The sequence below is a fragment of the Pseudomonas sp. SWRI18 genome (genome assembly GCF_014268345.1).
In the GTDB taxonomy this organism is placed as follows: domain Bacteria; phylum Pseudomonadota; class Gammaproteobacteria; order Pseudomonadales; family Pseudomonadaceae; genus Aquipseudomonas; species Aquipseudomonas cedrina.
The window spans coordinates 1-21495 of sequence record NZ_JACCQQ010000038.1 but is presented as its reverse complement, the minus strand read 5'-3'; the positions used below and the strand labels follow the sequence as shown (position 1 = coordinate 21495).

18 protein-coding genes are annotated in these 21495 nt (G+C 59.2%); 10 read left to right on the top strand and 8 right to left on the bottom strand.

Features of this window, described 5'->3' with window-relative positions; genetic code table 11:
* Nucleotides 1-8: 8 nt before the first annotated feature.
* On the bottom strand, nucleotides 9-971 hold the full coding sequence (locus H0Z09_RS26250; RefSeq protein ID WP_186694649.1) for a quinone oxidoreductase: 963 nt from the start codon (nucleotides 969-971) through the stop codon (nucleotides 9-11).
* Between the two features lie 112 nt (nucleotides 972-1083).
* Nucleotides 1084-1833 (bottom strand): SDR family oxidoreductase, encoded by a 750-nt coding sequence (locus H0Z09_RS26245; RefSeq protein WP_186694647.1) that lies wholly within the window; start codon nucleotides 1831-1833, stop codon nucleotides 1084-1086.
* 161 nt (nucleotides 1834-1994) lie between these two features.
* On the opposite strand from H0Z09_RS26245, the gene H0Z09_RS26240 reads away from it, so the two are divergent.
* From H0Z09_RS26240 to H0Z09_RS26220, 5 genes are all read left to right on the top strand, one after another.
* Nucleotides 1995-2900, top strand: a complete 906-nt coding sequence (locus H0Z09_RS26240) for a LysR substrate-binding domain-containing protein (RefSeq protein WP_186694645.1) — start codon at nucleotides 1995-1997, stop codon at nucleotides 2898-2900.
* A 152-nt stretch (nucleotides 2901-3052) separates the two neighbouring features.
* Nucleotides 3053-3904 carry a helix-turn-helix transcriptional regulator gene (locus H0Z09_RS26235; protein WP_186694643.1) on the top strand — a complete coding sequence of 284 codons (852 nt, stop codon included), beginning with the start codon at nucleotides 3053-3055 and terminating at the stop codon, nucleotides 3902-3904.
* A gap of 307 nt (nucleotides 3905-4211) precedes the next feature.
* Nucleotides 4212-6524, top strand: coding sequence for a TonB-dependent siderophore receptor (locus tag H0Z09_RS26230; protein ID WP_238340306.1), 2313 nt, complete (start codon nucleotides 4212-4214; stop codon nucleotides 6522-6524).
* 116 nt (nucleotides 6525-6640) lie between these two features.
* A complete protein-coding gene (locus H0Z09_RS26225; RefSeq protein ID WP_346656807.1) occupies nucleotides 6641-7051 on the top strand; it encodes a hypothetical protein in 411 nt (136 codons plus the stop codon).
* Nucleotides 7041-7442 (top strand): hypothetical protein, encoded by a 402-nt coding sequence (locus tag H0Z09_RS26220; protein ID WP_186694638.1) that lies wholly within the window; start codon nucleotides 7041-7043, stop codon nucleotides 7440-7442. Before H0Z09_RS26225 ends, H0Z09_RS26220 begins: the two co-directional genes overlap by 11 nt.
* 225 nt (nucleotides 7443-7667) lie before the next feature.
* On the opposite strand, the gene H0Z09_RS26215 is transcribed toward H0Z09_RS26220, so the two are convergent.
* From H0Z09_RS26215 to H0Z09_RS26205, 3 genes are read right to left on the bottom strand one after another with little or no spacing between them, the layout of a single operon-like run.
* Nucleotides 7668-8147, bottom strand: a complete 480-nt coding sequence (locus H0Z09_RS26215) for a YbaK/prolyl-tRNA synthetase associated domain-containing protein (RefSeq protein ID WP_186694636.1) — start codon at nucleotides 8145-8147, stop codon at nucleotides 7668-7670.
* A gap of 16 nt (nucleotides 8148-8163) precedes the next feature.
* On the bottom strand, nucleotides 8164-8922 hold the full coding sequence (locus H0Z09_RS26210; protein ID WP_076954774.1) for a TSUP family transporter: 759 nt from the start codon (nucleotides 8920-8922) through the stop codon (nucleotides 8164-8166).
* 4 nt (nucleotides 8923-8926) lie between these two features.
* Nucleotides 8927-10012 (bottom strand): TauD/TfdA family dioxygenase, encoded by a 1086-nt coding sequence (locus H0Z09_RS26205; protein WP_186694633.1) that lies wholly within the window; start codon nucleotides 10010-10012, stop codon nucleotides 8927-8929.
* Between the two features lie 108 nt (nucleotides 10013-10120).
* Here H0Z09_RS26205 and H0Z09_RS26200 point away from each other — a divergent pair, with 108 nt between their 5' ends.
* Both H0Z09_RS26200 and H0Z09_RS26195 read left to right on the top strand, forming a co-directional pair.
* Entirely contained in the window at nucleotides 10121-11053 is a 933-nt protein-coding gene (locus H0Z09_RS26200; RefSeq protein WP_186694631.1) for a LysR substrate-binding domain-containing protein, read from the top strand.
* 294 nt (nucleotides 11054-11347) lie between these two features.
* A complete protein-coding gene (locus H0Z09_RS26195) occupies nucleotides 11348-12082 on the top strand; it encodes an SDR family oxidoreductase (RefSeq protein WP_186694629.1) in 735 nt (244 codons plus the stop codon).
* 293 nt (nucleotides 12083-12375) lie between these two features.
* Here the strand turns inward: H0Z09_RS26195 and H0Z09_RS26190 are convergent, their stop codons facing one another.
* From H0Z09_RS26190 to H0Z09_RS27520, 3 genes are all read right to left on the bottom strand, one after another.
* Nucleotides 12376-13257: an alpha/beta hydrolase gene (locus tag H0Z09_RS26190; protein WP_186694627.1), complete on the bottom strand. Its 882-nt coding sequence runs from the start codon at nucleotides 13255-13257 to the stop codon at nucleotides 12376-12378.
* Nucleotides 13258-13395: 138 nt separating this feature from the next.
* Nucleotides 13396-15018 carry a methyl-accepting chemotaxis protein gene (locus tag H0Z09_RS26185; RefSeq protein ID WP_186694624.1) on the bottom strand — a complete coding sequence of 541 codons (1623 nt, stop codon included), beginning with the start codon at nucleotides 15016-15018 and terminating at the stop codon, nucleotides 13396-13398.
* 42 nt (nucleotides 15019-15060) lie between these two features.
* Complete coding sequence (locus H0Z09_RS27520) at nucleotides 15061-16365, bottom strand: PAS domain-containing protein (RefSeq protein ID WP_186694622.1); 1305 nt, start codon at nucleotides 16363-16365, stop codon at nucleotides 15061-15063.
* A gap of 311 nt (nucleotides 16366-16676) precedes the next feature.
* On the opposite strand from H0Z09_RS27520, the gene H0Z09_RS26175 reads away from it, so the two are divergent.
* The 3 genes from H0Z09_RS26175 to H0Z09_RS26165 all read left to right on the top strand — a co-directional run bounded on the left by H0Z09_RS26175 (nucleotide 16677) and on the right by H0Z09_RS26165 (nucleotide 21374).
* Nucleotides 16677-18260, top strand: a complete 1584-nt coding sequence (locus H0Z09_RS26175) for a BCCT family transporter (protein WP_076954771.1) — start codon at nucleotides 16677-16679, stop codon at nucleotides 18258-18260.
* Between the two features lie 85 nt (nucleotides 18261-18345).
* Nucleotides 18346-20355: a CocE/NonD family hydrolase gene (locus H0Z09_RS26170; RefSeq protein WP_186694620.1), complete on the top strand. Its 2010-nt coding sequence runs from the start codon at nucleotides 18346-18348 to the stop codon at nucleotides 20353-20355.
* Between the two features lie 83 nt (nucleotides 20356-20438).
* Nucleotides 20439-21374 (top strand): LysR substrate-binding domain-containing protein, encoded by a 936-nt coding sequence (locus H0Z09_RS26165; RefSeq protein ID WP_186694618.1) that lies wholly within the window; start codon nucleotides 20439-20441, stop codon nucleotides 21372-21374.
* The last annotated feature ends 121 nt before the right edge of the window (nucleotides 21375-21495 follow it).

The following is a 21495-nucleotide window of genomic DNA, read 5'->3' as shown; positions in this document are numbered from 1 at the left end:
GCCCAGTCTCAGGGAATCAGCAAAATCGAGCCGATATGCTTGCGCGTCGCGATGGCCTGATGGGCCAGCGAGGCGTCTTCCAGTCGATAACGGGAGAGTTCCACGGAGCCCAGCGCCCCCTCGCGGAAACGCTCGAACAACTCCGACGCCGCCCTGTCCTGATTGTTCGCATTGACATACTGCGGCGTTGAAGGCTGGACATACCGAATGCCGCGAGCCGCCAGCAAGGCAGTGTCTGCCGTGACCCCGCCCGAAGCGTTGCCAACGTGAATGAGATCGCCACCGTCGCGCAGCACGTTGATCGAAGCATCCAGCGTGTCCCGACCGACCAGGTCGTACACCACGTCGACGCCAAAACCGTCGTTTTTGGCTTTGATTCGTTTAGCCAGCTCGGGCTCGTCCGCACGCAACACGTGATCGAGCCCCCAGCCCTGGACAATGGCCGCCTTGCTCGCTGAACCGACTGTCGCGATGACGGTGGCGCCCAGCGATTTTACCCAACGCACAAGCAAGCTCCCGACGCCGCCGGATGCGCCATGCACCACGACGGTTTCTCCGGCCTGAACCGCATGAACCTGCCTGACCAACGCCCAAGCCGTCAGCCCTTTCGACAGCAGTCCGGCAGCCTGCTCAGTGGAGATGTCGTCAGGCAGTTTGATCAGTACGCTGGCATCGATCACCCGACGATCCGCGTAGGCGCCGAACGCGAAGAAGTAGGCGACGCGATCACCCACCTTCAGGTGCTTCACGCCATCGCCGATGGCCTCGACAATGCCCGCCGCCTCGACGCCCATGCCGAATGGCAGCGCAACCTTGAACGTGCCATCCCTGAACATCGTATCGACGAAATTGACCCCGATTGCTTCGTGGCGTATCAGCACCTGCCCATGGGAAGGTGGCTCCAGTTCGAACGTTTCGTGATTCAGAACGTCGGGTGTTCCTTGCTGGTAAATCCGGATGCGTTGATTCATGACGGTCTCGTAATTGGAAATTTTAAAAGCCTAAAATCGACCTTTCGAAGGTAAGCAGTGCCACGCGGAGGGATATCGGCACTGCCAATCGGATCGATGCGCTTGGGGTCTGTCAGGCGCTCTGGCCGCCATCGACGTTGAGGGTGGCGCCCGTGATGTAGGAAGCCTCGGGGCCTGCCAGGAAGGACACGGCAGCGGCGATGTCTTGCGGCTGACCGTAACGTCCGAGCGCGGTCTGGCCTGCAAGGAATGGCGCGTGATCGGCGTTCTCAGGGTTCATCTCGGTATTGATCGCCCCCGGCTGGATGACATTCACGGTAATGTTGCGAGGCCCCAGGTCGCGGGCCCAGCCGCGGCTGTAAGCCGCCACTGCGGCTTTGGTCGCCACATAGTCGGCAGCACCCGGGAACGGCACGTGGTCGGCGCCGGTCGTGCCCACGGAAATAATGCGTCCGCCGTCATTCATCAAGCTGACCGCCGCCCGTACAGCGCTCACCACACCGCCGACGTTCACAGCTTGCTGGCGGTCGAACGCTGCGATGTCGGCATCAGGGTCAGCGACGTGGCCCGTGACAAACACGCCGGCGCTGTTGATCAGAATGTCCAGGCGACCGAAGTGTTGATGAACCCGTTTGACCAGTGCAGTCACTTGCGCGGTATCGCCTTGATCGGCCTGGACGGCCAGCGCCTGCACACCGTGACGCTCGATGTCGGCAGCTACCGCTTGCGCCTGTTCAAGCGATTTTGCATAGCTGAACGCGACATGAGCGCCGTCAGCGGCCAAACGTTTTGCGATGGCGGCACCAATGCCACGAGAACCGCCGGTTACCAGTGCTACCTTGCCTTGCAGTTGCTGAGCCATGTGTGTGATCTCCACTTAGAGCCAGCCGGAATGGATGGCTTCGTTTCGGTGAGATCAATTTAAGAGATAGCGGATGCGGGATAAACCAGCTAAAAAAGACACCACTGTTCCTGTGTGCGGGATAATTGCCGCAGCCCCCCATTTGATGGATGTGTCATAACGTGGACTATTTCAGCGCAGTCAAAGCGTTTATTCAGGTTGTAGAAGCGGGCAGCTTCGTCAAGGCGGCGCAGACGATGAACCTGCCACGCAACACCGTCACCCGGCACATCCAGACGCTGGAAAATCACCTGCGGGTAAAGTTGCTGAACCGCACCACGCGACGCATTTCGCTCACCCATGATGGAACCGCTTATTACGAGCGCATGGTGCGGGTGGTCGATCAATGGCTGGAAGCCGAGTCGGATTTGGCCAGCGCCCAGGTGCGTCCCCACGGCCGATTACGCGTAGACATGGGCTCTACCATGGCGACGATGCTGGTGTTGCCTGCGCTGCCGGCATTCCAGAAGCGCTACCCCGAGCTGCAACTTGACATTGGCGTGAGCGACAGGCCCGTCGACCTATTGGGCGACCGAGTGGATTGCGTGATTCGCGGCGGTACGTTGAAAGACCCATCGTTGATCGCAAGGCGCCTGGGCAGTCTCAAGTTTGTCACGTGCGCCGCGCCGCAGTACCTCGCTGCCCATGGCACGCCGCTGCAGCCCAGCGATTTGGGTGTTGGCCACCAGATGGTGCGCTACTTTTTTGCGGGGACTAATCAGCGGCTGCCGGTGGAGTTTGTCAGAGGCAATGAGCGCATCACGGTCGATGCGCCTTACTTCGTCTCGGTAAACGACTCCAATGCGCTGCTCGCGGCTGCGCTGGCCGGCATGGGTGTCTTGCAAACGCTGCAGTTCATGGCCGAACCCCACTTCCAGTCCGGCGCGTTGGTTCAACTGCTGGAGGACTGGTCGCTGGAGCCGAATCCGATCTACATCGTCTATTCACCCAACCGCCATTTGAGTACCCGCGTGAGGGTATTCGTTGAATGGCTCGTTGAGCTGTTTGAGGCGAAGGGATTGCGCTGAGGGCTTCGTATGCGCCGCGTTCAGGTTTAACGGCCTACGCCTATTTGAGGCCCCGATCGTAAGGAGCGGCTAGACGCCATTGAGCAAGTTGATCATAGTATTCTTCGATTAGGCCAAAGCCTCTTCTCTCATCCCAGGCTCTACAAGACAACATGTCTAGCATTGCGATTACCGATCTGATTGTGCCTTGGGACGTCGACAGCATCTCGCGACCTGTTGTGGCCTTGAGTGCCACATGGGTAACAAAGGACTGGGAAAATGCGAGGCATCGGCACCGCAAAGCGCAGCTGATCTACTCCGTACGCGGAATCCTCAACTGTGAAATCGACGACGGTGTCTGGATCGTGCCGCCGCAGTGCGCCATATGGATACCGGGAGACTTGCCGCACGCGGCGCGGGGGGCGGGCGAAACGGAATGTTATTGCCTGTTCGTCGAGCCAGACGCCGCCCCTGACCTTCCGAAAACCTGTTGCACGATTTCGGTATCGCCCTTGCTACGCGAGTTGCTACTGAAGGTGGCCGGTTTTCCTGAGTTATACGCGCAGGGGGGAAGGGAAGACCGGTTGATTGCTGCATTGCTCGATGAGCTGGTGGCGGCACCGGTGGAAGACTTGCATCTGCCCATGCCACGCGATCCTCGACTGCGCCGCCTCGTGGAAATGATGCTGGCCGCCCCCTCGGACAAAACCTCGAAGGCCGGTTGGGCTATTCGAATTGGCATGAGCGAGCGGAGCATGAGCCGTCTTTTGCTGCATGAAATTGGAATGAGCTTCGGGCGCTGGCGTCGGCAACTGCATGTGATCCTTGCGCTGCAACGTTTGACCAAGGGTGAAAGCGTGCAAACGGTGGCATTGGAGCTGGGATACGAAAACGCCAGCGGTTTCGTAACCATGTTCCGCAAGGCAGTGGGCAAGCCTCCGGCACGATACCTCTCGGATCGCATCAGCGGCGCAGAGCTTGCTTCAGTGCCACGCATCATGCTCACCAATGAAATCCCACCCTGACGCATCAGGCTGATCTTGGCTCTGGGTCATCGACCGTCCTCCAACGCCCGTTGTCGTTCCTTGCGGAGTCGCTGATATTTCGCAACCTCGTGCTGATGGTGAAGCCTGACTGCTCTCGAGAGCAGAGCCCTCCTCGGATGCCTGCGACTGCAGGTGTTCAAGCAACACCAAGTCTTCAACGAAACCATCAGTGCGCCAATACGACGTCACTTTGGCCTGACTGAATAACAATCTGGCCTGGTTTCGCCATCACTCCCTTCTGTGTGTGTTGTTAAATGCAACATCTGAATACAAATGAGTATTGTTGATGTTCATCATCGCAACTGCTGGGAAGTCCTGTTGGCCAATTGATTTGCGTGCAGACCCCGCTGGTTATCCTCATCTGGATGGGTCATATAAGGGTGTAGTCAGGAACGCGCCCCGCGCCGTGCTGGGCTCGGCAGTTGCGGCGGCAATTCTTATTAGCGCACAGGGCGCATTCGCCGCCGAGCCTGGGCAGATTCAAACCAAGGTCGGTGGAAAGCCTCAAGAAGAGATAGCCTTGCCAGCCATTACCGTAACGGGCCCCATGGATACGGCGACCACCGAAGGTACTGGCTCCTACACCACAGGCCAGACGTCGGCGGCGACGCATCTGCCGCTTTCGCTGCGGGAAACACCGCAGTCGGTGACGGTGATCACCCGCCAGCGCATGGACGACCAGCAATTGAATTCGGTGCAGGACGTGCTGGACAACACCACGGGCGTGTCGTCGTACCAATCCGACAGCGAACGGACGAGTTTCTATTCGCGTGGTTTCTTGATCAACAACGTTCAGTACGACGGCATACCCACCGTCGTCGGCGACATTGTCAACGGAAGCGGCATCGGCTCCCTCGATACCGCGTTCTACGATCGCGTCGAGGTCGTGCGCGGTGCCTCCGGCTTGCTGACCGGCACCGGCAATCCCTCGGCCGCCATTAATCTGGTGCGCAAACGGCCGACCCGTGAATTCTCGGCGTCCGCATCGCTTGGTGCGGGGAGCTGGGATACCCACCGGGAAATGGCCGACGTATCGACTCCGTTGACCGAGGATGGCCGTATCCGCGCCCGCATGGTCGGGACGTCCCAGGAAGGAAACTCGTACCTTGATGGCTACAAACCGCAGAGGAAGGGGTTCTACGGCATCATCGAGGCAGATCTGACACCAGACACGACGGTAAGCCTGGGCTATGACTACCAGGACAGCACGCCGAAGGGCTCCACCTGGGGAGGCATGCCGCTATGGTTCAGCGACGGCACGCAGGCGGAGTATTCACGCTCCAAGAACTACGCGCAGAAATGGAGCCATTGGGACAACACCCTCAAGACGGCGTTTGCCGAGATCGAGCACCGCTTTGACAACGGCTGGAATCTCCGGGCCGTCGCTAATCAATACCGCACGGAATTCGATGCCGAACTGCTCGGCCTGGTCGGCCGCCCCGATCGCGCCACGGGACTGGGCTCCTTTCCCAACGGGGCTCTTCCGGTGGCACTGGCGTCCGAAGGTAGCAGTCGTCAAAACACCTTCGACGTGATGGCGAGCGGCCCCTTCGAACTGCTCGGCCGCCAGCATGACTTGGTGGTGGGGGCGACGAGTTCGCGCCGCACCTCCAGCCAGGAAGCTATCGCTCCGTTCTATGCAGGCTTTACGCCGGTCAACGTCTATGCATTGAGCCCAGCCTTTCCCCGGCCCAACTTCGATGCCTTGGCTTCGATACCGACCCGCACCCTGATCAAACAGAGCGGTGTCTATAGCGCAGCCCGGTTCTCGCTGGCCGATCCTCTGAAACTCATTGTCGGCGGCCGCTTCAGCAACTACGAAATCGACGACGCCGTCGGCGCCTCGTCGTTGCACTACAAGAAGAGCAGTGAATTCACCCCGTATGCCGGCTTGATCTACGACATCGACAAGACCTATTCGGCCTACGTGAGCTACACGGGCATATTCAATCCGCAAACCGACTATCGCGACAGCAAGGGCAACGTGCTCACGCCGACAAAGGGAAAAACCAAGGAAATCGGCCTCAAAGGCGCTTACATGGACGGGCGTCTGAATGCGTCGGTGGCCTTGTTCCAGACCGAGTTGGACAACGCTGCACAGATGGTCGCAGGAACCCGTACGCCAAGTGGTGCCCAAGCCTATACGGGCTCGGATGGGACGAAGTCGCGCGGGATCGAGTTGGACTCGCAGGGCGAGCTGGCGCGTGGCTGGAACATCTATTCAGGCATCGCCCATTTCACGGCACAAGATGGCGATGGCGTCCGCTTGAATTCGCAAATACCGCGTACCACTGCCCAGCTTTCCAGCACCTACCAGTTGCCCGGAGACTGGAGCAAGTTGACGCTGGGCGGAGGCGTCAAATGGCAAAGCCGCTTCTACCAGGCGCCCAACACAGGCACCAGTTCGCTGGGTGGGGAACAAGGTTCTTATGCGCTGGTATCACTGTTGGGGCGCTACGCCGTCACGAAGCAGATTACTGCGGCAGTCAACGTCAACAATGTGCTCGACAAGAAGTATGCGTTGCAAAAGGGCGATTTTGACACCGTAGGTTATGGCGCGCCACGCAACTTGATGGTGACGCTGGACTATAGATATTGATTCCCGCAGGCGAACGCTTCACCCGCTAGAAATCCCCAAACATACAACACCCATTGATTATCGAGAAAGCTCCTATGCCCCTTCAGCCTACGCTACACCTTGCCCAAGACCCTGCCGTGAACAACCCAAACAAAGTGGCCTTGTTTTGGTTGACGACAGCCGCTGGTGCCGTACTTTTTGTCACCTTCCAGTTATTTTTCTATGTAAATGACTTTGTGAGAGCGCACGGAGCGACACCTGCGATCACGTTTGAGCCCGATGTGCTGTGGATGTTTTCCGCATTCTATGGTTCCTGGATCGTAACGGTGCTTCTCGCACTGATAGGAACCCGTAAGGCTCAGTGGTTCGTGCTGGTTCTCGGCAGCCTGCTTCTCGCCCTGAATACCCTCGGGGGAATCTCCGATGGTTTGCGCGACGGTTGGCACATTGCTTTCTCGGCCGTGTTCTTCATCACGCTGCCCGGCGTGTTCGCGATTGCGGCCACCTGGCGTCACATCAAAAACACAGGAGCCGGCCATGCTGATTAATAGTTCGGACTTCCCTTTTGTCTGGATGAACCTTGCGCAAGAACCGGGACACGATCACGAAAAGGATTTCGCTGAACTCGAGGCCAATTTGCAGCGCGGGGAGCCCTTCGTACTCTTGACCGACACCGCCCCTGCCGATGACCATGAGCACTCGCCGGGAGAAAAGAAACGTACCGCGCTCTGGATGAAAAAGCACAAGGTTGAATTGCGAAAGCTGGTTCTGGCAATGATCATGATTGAACCTAACTCGGCAAAACGTCTTGGGTTCAAAGCATTTGCGGTCGTGTTTGCCAAGTTCTGGGGCTACCCTTTACTGCTTGCTGCGTCACGTGAGCAGGCAATGGAGACGGCAAGAGAACTGCTCGCAAAGGATGGAAAGCCATCTCACTGATGGCCCATGCCGCCATCCGGCCTTCCATGAAACTCTGCCGCCGCGCATTGTCGCGGCGAGCTGCTGCCCCGTTGCTTGATCCCGTCTTCCACCACACCAGCGAGAACCCCAGGCCTACTGGCCGAGCATGACGCGACGACAGTAGATGCCTGCCATGCGCTGTCCATCCGACTTCGGCGGTGATGGAAATGTCCTTGGCTGCCTGCTCCAGCTCAAAACGTCTGCTCAAACCTGGCTGATATCCAGCAATCGAGGCCTGGCAATCGCCAGATAATCCTGCGTATCGAGCACCATCGACGCATCCAGCCGACCCGCGTTGAAGGCTATTTCGGCGTAGCCTGTGGTCAATCCCGGATCGACGATCAATTGAATTCGCTCATCGAAAACAAAAGGAGGGATGGCGCCGATCCGGCACCCGGTCAGTTCCATGGCGGTTTCGGCCTTCACCAGTTCGGCTTTTTTCCCACCCAGGGCCGCTCCGACTTTCTTCATGTCCAGCTTCTGGTCGCCCGGCAGTATCACCAGTGCATAGGGTCCGGCCTTACCCTTGAGGGAGCAAAGCATGGCCTTCGCGCCTTGGCCGGGCTCGGTGCCACGGATTTCGGCGACGCGCGCCGACTGGCCCTCGGCATTGTGCATCAACACCCGGTAGGAGGCTGAGCGGGCATCGAGCAGCGCCACGAGGCGATCGAACATGGGATGCATGGAGTTTTCCTCGGGTTTACAGGAACAGGTCGTAGGACAGTTTGCTGATCAGAATCACCAGTAATACCAGGAATAGAGCCCGGACAAAGGGCACGCCTTTATGAACCGCCAGCCAGGTGCCCGTGAGCGCGCCCAGGATGTTGAATGCCGCCATGGGGATTGCGATCAGGTAGAGCACGTTACCCGTCGGAATGAAAAATATCAGTGCCGCTACGTTGGTCGCGATGTTCACCAGCTTGGCCGATGCCGAGGCATGAAGAAAGTCGAAGGCGAAGCAGCGAATAAACAGGAAGATCAGGAAGCTGCCAGTGCCGGGACCGAACAGACCATCGTAGAAACCGATAGCGCCGCCGATGACGATCGCCAGCAGTTTTTCCTGGGTACCGATGTGCATGGGTTTATGCAGGGCGCCGAAATCTTTTTTCCAGAAGGTGTAGATCGCCATCAGAACAATCAACACCAGCACCGCCGGCCGGATCATCGACTGGGGTACGAACGACACCGTGGCGGCTCCGAAGAAGGCCATGACAAAGGCCGCGCAGGCGGCAGGGATCACAAGGCCCCAATCGATCACCACCTTGCGCACGAAGGACCGGGCCGCGAACGCGGTGCCGCAGGCGGCCGCGACCTTATTGGTCCCCAGCAGCGCCGCCGGTTGAGCGGTGGGTAGCACGTTGAATAGCGCGGGAATCTGGATCAGTCCGCCGCCGCCCACCGCCGCATCGATCAGGCCGGCGGCGAAGGCGAACACGCAAAGGATGACAATATCGACCATGAAATCAGGCTCTGACTATGTAGGGTTGATGAGGGTCCAGCGGCACCACGCGTGTCGGATCATTGACCCCGAAGACACGCAACATCCAGCGATCACGGCCGTCGTAGCGGGGTGTAAAACCATCCCGGGCGTGCAGGGTTTGCTGGTTCTTGAAGATCAGCATGTCCCCTGGTTGCAGCAGTACGTGGTGCACGACATCGGGATGATTGGCGGCGGCGGCGAACAGTTGCAGGGCAAACTGCGCATTGGTGCAGGTCGCTTCGACACTCGCTTTGTTGTAGCGGCAATACAGGCCAGCGGTTGCGCTTCTGTACAGCAAGGGGACGTTTTCCAGCACATTCCCCTGTTTGCCGAAAGAGGCCGGTCGGCGAACGGTGAAGTTCGGACGTGACAATTCCTCTTCGACGCAGGCCGGCAGAATGGCCAGCACCTCGTCAATGGCGACGATGCGCGTCGGCACGTCGAGCTCGCAGCGCAGGCCGGTCAGGGAGAGGTACTCCGGACAGGCCGACAACTGCGAGACGGGTTCGCAGGTCAAAGGCGGGTGGGGGTTGTCGACATGCATGTCCAGATCCGCGCGCGAGCCATAGGAGCTCTTTTCAGTCTCTCGCTTGTGCTTGGGCGATACATGCCGGAACACTGTGTTGTTGCTTTCACCCTCGTATGCCAGCGGGCGGGTTTGCAGCGTTTGCAGCACGGACAAAATAGCCCCGGCCAGAATCGACAAGTTCTGGATACCCGGCTCCAGGTCGTAGGGCGTGGCGGGCAGTTGCGGGTCCAGCGGCAGCCCCCTGACGATCATCGCCACTTCACGGGCCTGGGGAAAATTGCGTAGCTGCTGGATTTTCTCGGTGCTCAGGACACTTTCCAGCAACAACCCCAGGACCGGCATGTGGCGGATACCCGAGGCGCTATCGGTCACGTCCAGCGATGCCAGACCAGCCTGAAGTGTGCGTTGTTCTTCGAGCGACAGATGAATTTGCGGTATCTCCCGTCGGGTCGAAGTCACTGATTTTTTTTCCAGCCCTTCATGAGTTGCTTCATCAACACACGCTGCGGCTTTCCCGATTATTTCATCCAGCTTCGACACGTCCTTGCGCTCCTGTTTGCCCCATCCTTGTGGGTGAACGGGAAGGTTAACGGAAGGGCCTTTTTTGTGTTGCAATGCCGCGTTGTGAAAAACGCAATGAGGTGGAAAGTGGCATTGAATATGTTGGCGGAACTTGAAGCCTTCGCCACCGTGGCCCGCAAGCGCAGCTTCGTCGCCGCGGCACGGACGCTGGGACGCTCCCCCAGCGCACTGACCCGCGCCGTTCAAGCCCTGGAGGAAAGTGTAGGGCTAAAGTTGTTCAATCGCTCGTCCAATGCCGTGAGCTTGACCGAAGCGGGCGAATGCTTATTGCCCCACGCCTATAAAATGCTCGATCTGCAACGTGAGGTGGATGAAGACCTGGCCGGTCTCAGCGGCCTGGCCTCAGGCTGGATTCGTTTTTCCGCCCCCGAGTTTCTCGGACACGGGGTATTGCCCCGGTTGATCGCGCAGTACTGCCAGCGTTATCCAGACGTTAATATCGATGTGATTTTCACCGATGAGATCATCGATCCGGCCAAGAGCAAGCTGGACTTCTCGATTCGTGGCGCGTTTCCACAATCCAGCGACTTGATCGGCTTTGCGCTCTGGAATTACTCACGTTATTTGTATGCCAGCCCCGGCTATCTGGAGCGCAACGGTATACCCGACTCCATCGAGGCACTGGAGTCGCATTCGCTGATTCTGCATACGGCGCCGCGAATTCTCAAGGAGTGGAATTTTCGCAGTGAGGAGCAGGCCATCAGCTTTCGGGTTCATCCAAAATTTCGTTTCAGCTCCGGGCTGGCGGTATTCCAGGCAGCCCTGGCGGGCGTCGGGATCGCCCGCTTGGCGGATTGGATGGCGCAGCCCGAAGTAGAAGCGGGGCGCCTGCTGCGGGTTTGTCCTGAGTACAAGCTCACCTCCAGCAGCGGTGAGAGCCCACAGATGCACGCGGTGTACCCGGCCGCAAATTTGCCGCTGCGGGTGAAGGCATTGATGGAGATGATCCGTGGCTTAGGTGAAAGCCTGGAATGTAAACGCGGCTCAGCACTGCTATGAGGTTACGGGGCGTTCAATCCTGTCTTGCATGGCGCCAGTAGGGCTCGATCCGCATACGTGCGGCGGGGATACGGCTGACTACCCACGGGGTGCCGGCACATTCCGTGGGCCACTGCCGTTTGCATGAGCAGCGATATGAGCGATGCATTCAGGCACGAATAGGCAAGAGTTGTGCAGGTTCCAGCAAGCGTCGACCTGGCCAATACCTCTAACCTTTGCGACGTACCCCTCAGCTACATCCGCTTCTTCAGCGGTCGTGGCTGAACTTCAATGCCTGCAACAGGAGCCACGGATATGTCGAACATCAAACACAAAGTCGTACTGATTACCGGTGCCAGCAGTGGTATCGGCGAAGCGGCGGCCAGGCTGATCGCCGCCAAAGGTGCCCATGTGGTACTCGGTGCCCGCCGTATCGACCGTCTGGAAAATCTGGTGAGCGAGATCCAGGCTGAAGGTGGTTCGGCGAGTGCCTGTGCGCTGGACGTTACGGAGCTGGAGTCCATGCATGCGTTCGTGGCGTTCGCCAAGGCACACCATGGCAAGGTCGATGTGATCATTAACAACGCGGGCGTGATGCCCCTGTCTCCCTTGGCCTCGTTGAAGGTGAACGAATGGAACCGGATGCTGGATGTCAACGTTCGCGGGGTGCTGCACGGTATTGCCGCCGTCTTGCCCAGCATGGAGGCGCAAGGGTTCGGCCAGGTTATCAATATTTCGTCGATCGGCGGCCTCGCGGTCTCGCCGACAGCCGCGGTGTACTGCGCGACCAAATTCGCTGTCAGGGCTATCTCGGATGGCCTGCGGCAGGAAACGGACAAGATTCGGGTCACCGTGGTGTGTCCGGGAGTCGTCGAGTCTGAACTGGCCGATACGATTTCCGATGAGGTGGCGCGCGAGGCAATGAACGCCTTCCGTCGCGTGGCGCTCAACGCAGACGCCATTGCACGCGCGCTCGCCTATGCCATCGAACAGCCCGACGATGTGGATGTCAGTGAGATTGTGGTGCGTCCGACTGCCAGCCCATACTGAGTCGTCAATCTGCGCGCATGAACGGGCATGCCCCTGAAGCATCGGTATCTGTAGTGAGCGGGCTTGTCCCGCGCTGGGTGGCGAAGCCGCCCCAAACCAGGCGACCGAATTTTATCTGCAATTCGGCGTTGTCCTTATTGGGGCGGCTTCGCCACCCGGCGCGGGCCAAGCCCGCTCACTACAGGGGGGATTTGTCAGGCCCTGACGGAGGAAGGCCGTGAACACTACATTCAGGGGAATTGCCCCGAGCTGATCGATCAATATCACGGGTTTATTGTGTAACTTTCATGACCTCAACCACCGAGGCTCAAGATCCCGTCGGCAAATTTTTCTGCCGCTTCTTGGGGAACGTTGTGGCCAACGCCTTCCAGGATCTCCCGGCGATACGGCCCGGTAAAATGTCGCGCGAATGGGTCATCCTCGGCAGGTGGATCGACCGCATCGGCCCCTCCCTCCAGCACAAGTGAAGGCACAGTGATTTTTGGTTGCTCGGCAAGCCGGGATTCTATGTCTCGATAGGCCGGGTCACCTTCAACCAATCCAAAACGATGACGGTACGAGTGTGTTACCACGTCAACAAAGTCGTCGTTCTCAAACGCTGCTGCAGTCGCCTCGAACGTCTCTTGTGCGAACCCCCAAGTGGGGGACCACATGCGCCATAGCAAGTGGCAGAATTGCTTTCTGTTCGCGGTCAATCCAGCGCGACCACGGCTACCGTGAAGATAGTACTGATACCAAAGGAGATGCTCGGCTTCGGGTGAAACCGGCGCGTGCTCTGCGGCGATATTCTGAATACTGTAGCCGCCACAGCTGACCAGAGCGCTTACCCGTTCCGGCCATAGCGCGGCGACAATACAAGCCGCTCTTCCACCCCAGTCATAACCCGCAAGCACCGCTTTTTCGATGTTCAGGGCGTCGAGGAAAGCCAGCAAGTCGGCGCCTAGTGCCGCCTGCTCTCCAGAGCGCAGGGTCTGCTCATCCAGAAATTTGGTTTGGCCATAACCACGCAGGTAAGGCGTGAGGCATCGCTTTCCAGCCGCAGCCAGGATCCTGGCGACTTCATTGTAGGCATGAACGTCATAGGGGAAGCCGTGGAGCAATACGATGGGAGGGCCATCTACCGGCCCGAGCTCCAGGTAGGCAATTTCCAAAACACCGGCTTTAACAGTTTTCATCCTTGCTTCCCCATAGCGTCAGCGATTGAAGGATTAGATAAAGAAAATAAGCCTATGCTCAATAAATAGACCACCTTTTGCCGGCGCTAGGCGGCAACGCTCAGCTGGACCAAACGATATTGGCCGGCCCTCTCATGGCTATAACTGAAACTTGCTCACTTCCTGCTGAAGGCTGGTGGCGAGGTTCTTCAACCCACCGCTGGTCTTGAGCAGTTCCTGGACTGAAACGTTGTTCATTTCGGCCATTTGCGCCGAACGCTCAACGGTGCGGGCAACGTCCTGGCTGGCCGCCGTTTGCTCGCGCAGGGCGAACGAAATCTGATCGACCACGTGCAGAACCTTGTCCGAGCTGTCGCGGATCTCGATGATGGCTTGCCCTGCGGTGCCTGCTGTTTCCACGCCTTGATTCACTTCCAGAACGCCACCGCGCATGCTTTCGACGGTGTCGCGTACGCCTGCCTGGATTTTCTCGATCATGGTCGAAATCTCTTGCGTCGACTTGCCGGTGTTCTGTGCCAGCAGGCGTACCTCATCGGCCACCACGGCAAACCCGCGACCTTGTTCGCCCGCCCGGGCAGCCTCGATGGCGGCGTTGAGCGCCAGCAGATTGGTCTGATCGGCAATGCCTTGAATCACGCTGATGATCGAGGAAATCTGTTCGGAATGCTGGCCTAATCCCGCAACCTGGGTCGAAGAGTGCTGCACCGTCCTGGCAATGCCGTTCATGCTGGTCAGCGTGTTTTCGATAACCCGCGCACCGTCTTTGGATTGCTGGCCCGAACGGCTGGCGAGCTGGTGGGCTTCATCGGCATTTTCGGACACGTGATGGATGCTGACGGTCAGTTCTTCGATGGTGGCGGCCATCATCGACGCCGACGTCGATTGCTCCTGGATCGCGCTGGACAGTTGCTCCGACGCCCCGGAAATTTGTTGCACGGAGACCACCAGTTGGTTCGCGGCCTGGCTGATCTGTTGAATCATTTCACGCAGGCGCTTCTGCATGCGGTCGAACGCTTTGGGCAGCTCATCATGGCTGCTGGTGTCGATGACGGTATCGAGTTTGCCATTGGCAATCGCCGTGGCGGCATCGATCGCCAATTGCAGGCGCCGGGTGGTGCTGCGTCCCAGCGTTGTTGCCAGAATCAATGAAAGGATAGCTGCCGAAGCACCGCCCAGGAACAGGATGGTGATGGCCAGACCTTTGGAATCGGCCATTTGCTGGCTTCTTGTCACCAGAAGCGCATTTTCGTTGGCGGTTATTTCGGCCAATGTCGCGCGCATGCTGTCCATCTTGGCTTTATCGGCGCCGGAGGCAATACGGGTGTCCAGTTCGTCGTCGGGCACGTTGCGCGCCGTCAGGCTTTTGCGCAGGGCGATGATGGGCTCGATGTCTTCAGCGAGCCAGCGTTTTTGCGTGTCGCCCAACGACGCCAATCGTTGCTGTTGCGCCGGATTATCCGCCGTTAGACGTTTGAGCAAGTCCAACTGTTCTGCAAAAACTTTTTGACCGGCAATCAACGGCTCTAGAAATGCATCTTTTGAAGAGATCACGAAACCTCGCATGCCGGTTTCGATGTTGATCAACTGTTCCAGCGCCGACTGCGCGCTGCTGATGACCTTGTAGGTATGAACGTTACTGTTCGTGGCGTCTTCTACCGCTTCGAAGCCTTTATAAGCACTCCCCACCAGCAGGCCGATCAATACAACGACTACCGTGAAACTTAAATAGAGTTTCTGCGAAATGCTTAGTTTGTTGAACATAATGTTCGGTCCTGAGTCGTGCCTGATTTCGGCTTGTTGGTATTATCGAGCAATCATCCCGGCAGCCTGTTCGGTTGCTTCGGTGGTTCGTGTCGCCAGCTTGCGAACCTCGTCGGCAACCACCGCGAAGCCTCGCCCGGCCTCTCCCGCGCGCGCAGCTTCGATGGCGGCATTGAGCGCCAGAAGGTTCGTCTGACTGGCGATGCTCTGGATGGTCCCGACAATCTGCGACAGCTGGGCGATGTTGGTTTCCAGCGTGCGCTGGTGATCCACCTCCGCCGATCGCAGGGCTTGTTGTTCGTGCTGCAGATGAACGTCCACCAACGCACCTACCACGCGCAGTGGCGAGCCATGCGCGTCACGTCGCGTCTGGCCTCGAGCCCTGAACCAACGATACTCGCCGCTCTTGATCTTCAAGCGGTACTCGATGTCAAAAGGCGTTTTTCCCGACTTGTCGTTCAAGTGAGCACCGAACGCAGTGAGGCTTCGCTCTTTATCATCCGGATGCAGCCTGGATGCCCAGCTGTCCAGGACATCAGGAAACTCCTGAACCGTTTCGAAACCGAGCAGCCTTCGGAACTGAGGCGACCACCAGAAGGGGTTCTTGGGGTTCACCGGGTCTCCGGCAATCACTTCCATGTCCCACAAGCCATCGGAAAGCATCTCCCTGGCCAGTTCAAAGCGGGTGATGATGACGTCGTGTTCCAGGTCGCGTTCCAATTGGTCATGAATATCGCGCAGCGAACCCGCTACCCGGATTGGCATGCCGCGTTCATCACGCAGCGTTTCACCTTGTGCGTGAAACCAACGGTAGGTGCCATCCTTCATCGCAAGCCGGTTCTTGACCCTGTATGGCGTGTTGCCTGTTTTGTCGTTGAGATGGCGAGCAAAGGCGTCAAGGCTGGCCTGCTTGTCTTGCGGGTGAAGGCGATCGGCCCAACTGGCCAGGACATTGGGGAAGTCGCGTTCGTCATTGAACCCGAGCAGGTTGCGAAACTGTTGCGACCACCAAAAGCGGTTCTTTGGATTGACCGGGTCGCCGGCCACCACTTCCATATCCCAGAGGCCTTCGCTGGAAGCCCGATTCACCAGGTCGAACCTGATGTCATGGGCCAGCGCGCAAGCGGCTGACTCGCGCAGCAATTCACGGGCAGATTCGAGTTCGTCCTCCAGCTGGCTGATGCGCGATTGGGCTTCACGGTTCGATGATTCTAGAAAGCGCCAGGCATCAAGGACCGCCGGGGCTTCTTTGCAACCTTTGACTTCGGGTGCCTCTGCGCGCTGGATGGCGGCCAGCAGTTGCTGAAGGGCATGACGGTCACGGCGCAGGAAGGGCAATAGGGACATAGTGTGAGGGCTCAATAAGCGTTGCGGGCCTCATCCATGGCACCTTGTTACTTATATCGTCATGTTTCAAAAAAACTGTACATTTTTTCAGGCAATGCATAAGTGCGATTTATCTTGCCTGCGCGCCTTGAACTGCGCAGGTGCGTCATGACGTGGCGGAATACCCCCATGCACATTGGTTGATTGCACCTTTGGCCGCTTAAACGGTTATCTATAGCCACGCGAAGACTTCCAGGCGAGTGACCGGCAGCAGGATGCTGCGGTGCGCGCTATCCAAACTAAAAAACAGTCTGCAAGGGGAATGGCTCATGATGAAATATCCATTGCGTCCGTTGGTGTTCTGGCCAACGTTCCTGATTCTGCTGGCGGCGGTGGTCGCCAGCTACATCGACCTGAATGCCTTCCTTGCGGTGAGCAAACAGCTCAACACCTTGATCCTCACGAACTTCTCCTGGCTGTTCAGCGCCGGCTCGTTTGCCATGGTTGTGCTCACCGCTATCGTCTACTTCTCCGCGCTGGGCAAGGTGCGTATCGGCGGTGCAGACGCCCAGCCGTTGCTGAGCAAGTGGCGCTGGTTCATGGTGGCGCTGTGCACCACGCTGGCGGTGGGCGTGCTGTTCTGGACCACCGCCGAACCGCTCTATCATCTGTATGGGCCGCCGACCAGCCTGCCGATCGAGGCGGGCAGCGCGGCGGCGAAGAGCTTTGCCATGTCGACGATGTTCCTGCACTGGACCATCACGCCCTACGCCATTTATCTGGTGCCCTCGCTGGTGTTTGCGCTGGTGTTCTACAACCGTCGCAGCAACTTTTCCATCGGCGCCATGCTCGAGCCGCTGCTCGGCAGCGCGCGGGTCAAGCGCTACGCCGGGCTGATCGACACCCTGGCGATGTTCGCCCTGGTGGCCGGCATGGCGTCGTCGCTGGGTACTGGCGCGCTGACCTTGGCCGGTGGCTTGGCCCAGTACATCGGCGGTGAAACCACGCCGTTACGCCTGGCCGTCATCATTACGATCATCGTCATCACCTTTGTCGCGTCGGCCGCCAGCGGCCTGCAGAAGGGCATTGTGATGTTGTCGTCATTCAACACCTGGATCATGCTGGCCCTGGGTCTGTTCGTGCTGTTGTGCGGGCCGACCCTGTACATGTTCAGCCTCGGCGTCGAGTCGCTTGGCGTGTATCTCGACACCTTTTTCAGCCGCAGCCTGTTCACCGGCGCCGCCAGTGGCGACAGCTGGCCGCACAGCTGGACGGTGTTCTACTGGTCGGTGTGGTTTGCCTGGGCGCCGGTGAGTGCGCTGTTCCTGGGCAAGATCGGCCGTGGTTATACCGTGCGTGAATTCATCCACATCAACATGCTCTACCCGGCGCTGTTCACCGCGGTGTGGATTTGCATCTTCTCCGGCACCAGCCTGTACTTCGACGCTCTGGGCGACGGCAGCCTCAACCGCGTGCTGAACGAGCAGGGCGTGGAGCACGTGCTGTACCAGATGTTCCAGCAGTTGCCGGCCAGTGGCCTGATGATCGCATTCCTGCTGTTCGTGGCGTTCATCTCGTTTGTCACCGCGGCGGACTCCAGCACCGATGTGATCGCCAACCTGTGCAGCAAAGGCGTGACGGCCGATTCCGACCTCGACGGCAACCCGCTGTTGAAAATTATCTGGGGCCTGATCATCGGTACGGTGTCGTGGGTGATGGTCGCGTTTGTCGGGGTTGACGGGGTGAAGATGCTGTCCAATCTCGGCGGCTTGCCGGGGATGATCCTGGTATTGCTCGCCAGTACTTCGCTGATCTTCTGGCTGAAAAACCCGGCGCTGCTCGAGGTGAAAAGCCCCATGCCGGCCACTGAAACCGAGCTGGGTGGCGCCGACTCCGTGGCTGAGTTCGCCCGCTGAGCCATACAACCCGTGTGTTTCCCTCTGCGCTTTTTTCCGGCGCGTGGGAGCCGTTTGCCCGCACTGAATGCGTTTGGAGTTACCGATGGAAATCGTTACCGAGTTTGCCTATACGGTCCGCGAAATCGAGCACTGCCTGATCCCCTTGAAGGACGGCACACAGTTGGCCGCCCGCATCTGGCTGCCGGACGTCGCCGGCGCGCAGGCCTTCCCGGCGATCCTGGAATACCTGCCGTACCGCAAGCGTGACGGCACCGCCGTGCGTGATGCGCTGACTCACCCGTGGATGGCGGGGCAGGGCTATGTCTGTGTGCGCGTGGATATGCGCGGCAACGGCGAATCCGAAGGCTTGATGGCCGATGAATACCTGGCACAGGAGCAGGATGACGCCCTCGAAGTGATCGAGTGGCTGTGCCAGCAACCTTGGTGCGATGGCAACGTCGGCATGATGGGCATCTCCTGGGGCGGCTTCAACAGCCTGCAAGTCGCGGCGCGCCAGCCCGAGGCGTTGAAGGCGATCATGACCCTGTGCTCCACCGATGACCGTTTCGCCGACGACATCCACTACAAGGGCGGCAACCTGTTGATGGAGAACTTTGGTTGGGCCGCCACCATGCTCAACTTCAGCGCTGCGGTGCCCGACCCGTTGCTGGTCGGCGACGCCTGGAAAAGCCTCTGGCACCAACGCCTGGAAGCCATGCCGCTGCTCGCCGAAACCTGGCTGCAACACCAGACACGCGATGACTACTGGCACCACGGCTCGGTGTGCGAGGATTACTCGAAGATCAAGGCGGCGGTGTATGCCGTGGGCGGCTGGGGCGATGCCTACCGCAATACCGTGTCGCGCCTGATGCAAAACCTGCCCGGGCCGAAGAAGGCCATGATCGGGCCATGGATTCACAAGTACCCGCATTTCGCCGTGCCCAATCCGGCCATCGGCTTTCTGCAAGAAGCCAAACGCTGGTGGGATCACTGGCTCAAAGGCCTCGATAACGGGGTGATGGATGACGCATCCTGCACTTTTTACCTACAGGATATTCTGCCGCCGAAGGGCAGTTATGCCGAACGGCCGGGGATCTGGGTGCAGACAGCCGGCTGGCCGGACCCGCAGGTGCAATGGACCGATTTCAGCCTGGGCGAAGAGGGCCTTGAAGCCGGCGCGCAGGTCTTGAGCACACCGCGCAGCATCTGCTCGCCGCTGACCACCGGTCTGCATCAGGGTGAGTACTGCGCCATCTGGTTTGGCCCCGATGGCCCCACGGACCAGCGTCGCGATGACGCCCATTCGCTGTGCTTCGACTCCCAACCGCTGACCGAACCTTTGGCGCTGCTGGGCGATGCTCGCCTCACGCTGCGCCTGGCCAGCGACACCGCCTGCGGGCAATTGGTCGCGCGCCTGAATGCGGTGGCGCCGGATGGCCAAGTCACCCAGATCAGCTATGGCGTACTCAATCTTACGCTTCGTGAAGACCTTTCCCAGGTCACACCTGTCGTCCCGGGCGAACCGATGGACGTGCATTTAAACCTCGACCACATCGGCATGCGCATGCCCGTCGGCTATCGTTTGCGCCTGGCGCTGAGTACGGCGAGCTTCCCGCTGCTGTGGCCAAGTCGCGAGCTGACCACGCTGACCTTGCTGCCGGCCCTGCAAGCCTTGCAATTGCCGGTGTTTACCGGCGCGGCCGTCGCTTGCCCGTTCGAGGCGCCCCAATCGGCGACCCCGGCGAACCTGGAAGTGCTGCGCGCCGCCGCGCCGAAACGCACCCTGAGCGAAGACGTGGGCAGTGGCGAAGTCTGCGTGACTATCCAGGATGACCTCGGTGCGGTGCGGTTTACCGACCATGGCCTGTCGGTGGACCAGCGTTGCACCGAGCAATACCGCACCTTGCCGTGGGACCCATTGTCGACCCGTGCCGATATCGAGTGGCATTACCTTGTCGGCCGCGATGAGTGGGCCGTGGAAGTGGAAAGCCGCTTGAGTGTGCACGCCGATGCGCAGTGGTTCTACATCGAGGCGGAGCAGACCGCCTGGGAAAATGGCCAGTTGGAACACCGCCGGCAATGGAGTAAACGTGTGGCCAGGGTCGCGCTGTGAGCCGGCAACTGGCAGGATGCGTGCCACGTTGATCTCCTCGGGCCTGTTTACACACGGGCCCGTATTTGCCGATGGAAGTGCTCATGTCGCGCCGAAACGTCGATCTTCCGCCGCTCAACTGTCTGCAGACCTTCGAAGCGGCGGCCCGTCATTTGAGCTTTACCCAGGCGGCCCATGAACTGAACCTGACCCAGAGTGCGGTCAGTCGCCAGGTCAAACGCCTGGAGGAAGACCTGGCGCGTCCGCTGTTTTATCGGCTGGCCCAGGGTCTGAGCCTGACACCCGCCGGCGTGCGTTACTTTCGCACCATCCAGCGCCTGTTGCGCGAACTCGACCGTGAGTCCGCCGAGTTGCGCCGTCGCGGCGCCGATCGCCAGTTGACCCTGGCCAGCACACCCACCATCAGTTCTATCTGGCTCGCCGGCTTGTTGCCGCAGTTCCAGCGCGAACACCCGGACCTGGATATCCGCGTGCTGTGCAGTGAAAGCCCCAGCCATCTGGATGTCAGTGAATATGACCTGGGCCTGTTCTATCACTTGGATGAACTGCCGGCGCCCCACGGCCTGGAATTGTCGCCGGTGTTCGCCAGCGAGCAGGTCATCACCGTGTGCAGCCCCGGCTACCTGGCGCGCCACGGCCCGATTCGCGACGTGCAACATTTGCTGCATGCGCATACGTTGCTGATCGTGGAAGACCACTACCACGACTGGCTGACCTGGGCCGACTGGTTTGCCGGCGTCGGTGCCGACTACTACACCCCACGCCATGCGCTGCGTACCAACAGCTATCAACTGGTGATGCAATCGGCGGTAATGGGGCATGGCGTGGCGCTAGGTTGGAAGAGCCTGCTGGACGGCGAGTTTGCCGCCGGCCGCCTGCAAATGGCCCTGCCGGACGCCCTGCACAGCCAGGGGCGCCTGCACTTGATGCAGCCTTTGCACCGCAACCCGCCCGCAGCGGCGCGCAGTTTTCAGCAATGGCTGCTGGCGAGTGGGCAAGCCCCAATGCCGATCAGTTAAGCGAACGCAATGCTCAAAGCAACGAGGATTAAATGTGGGAGCAACTGTCTTGAAGGCTTTTAATTTGAATGTTATTGAAAGGCAGCAAGCATCCTACGGCCGCGTACCGTAAACGATCACT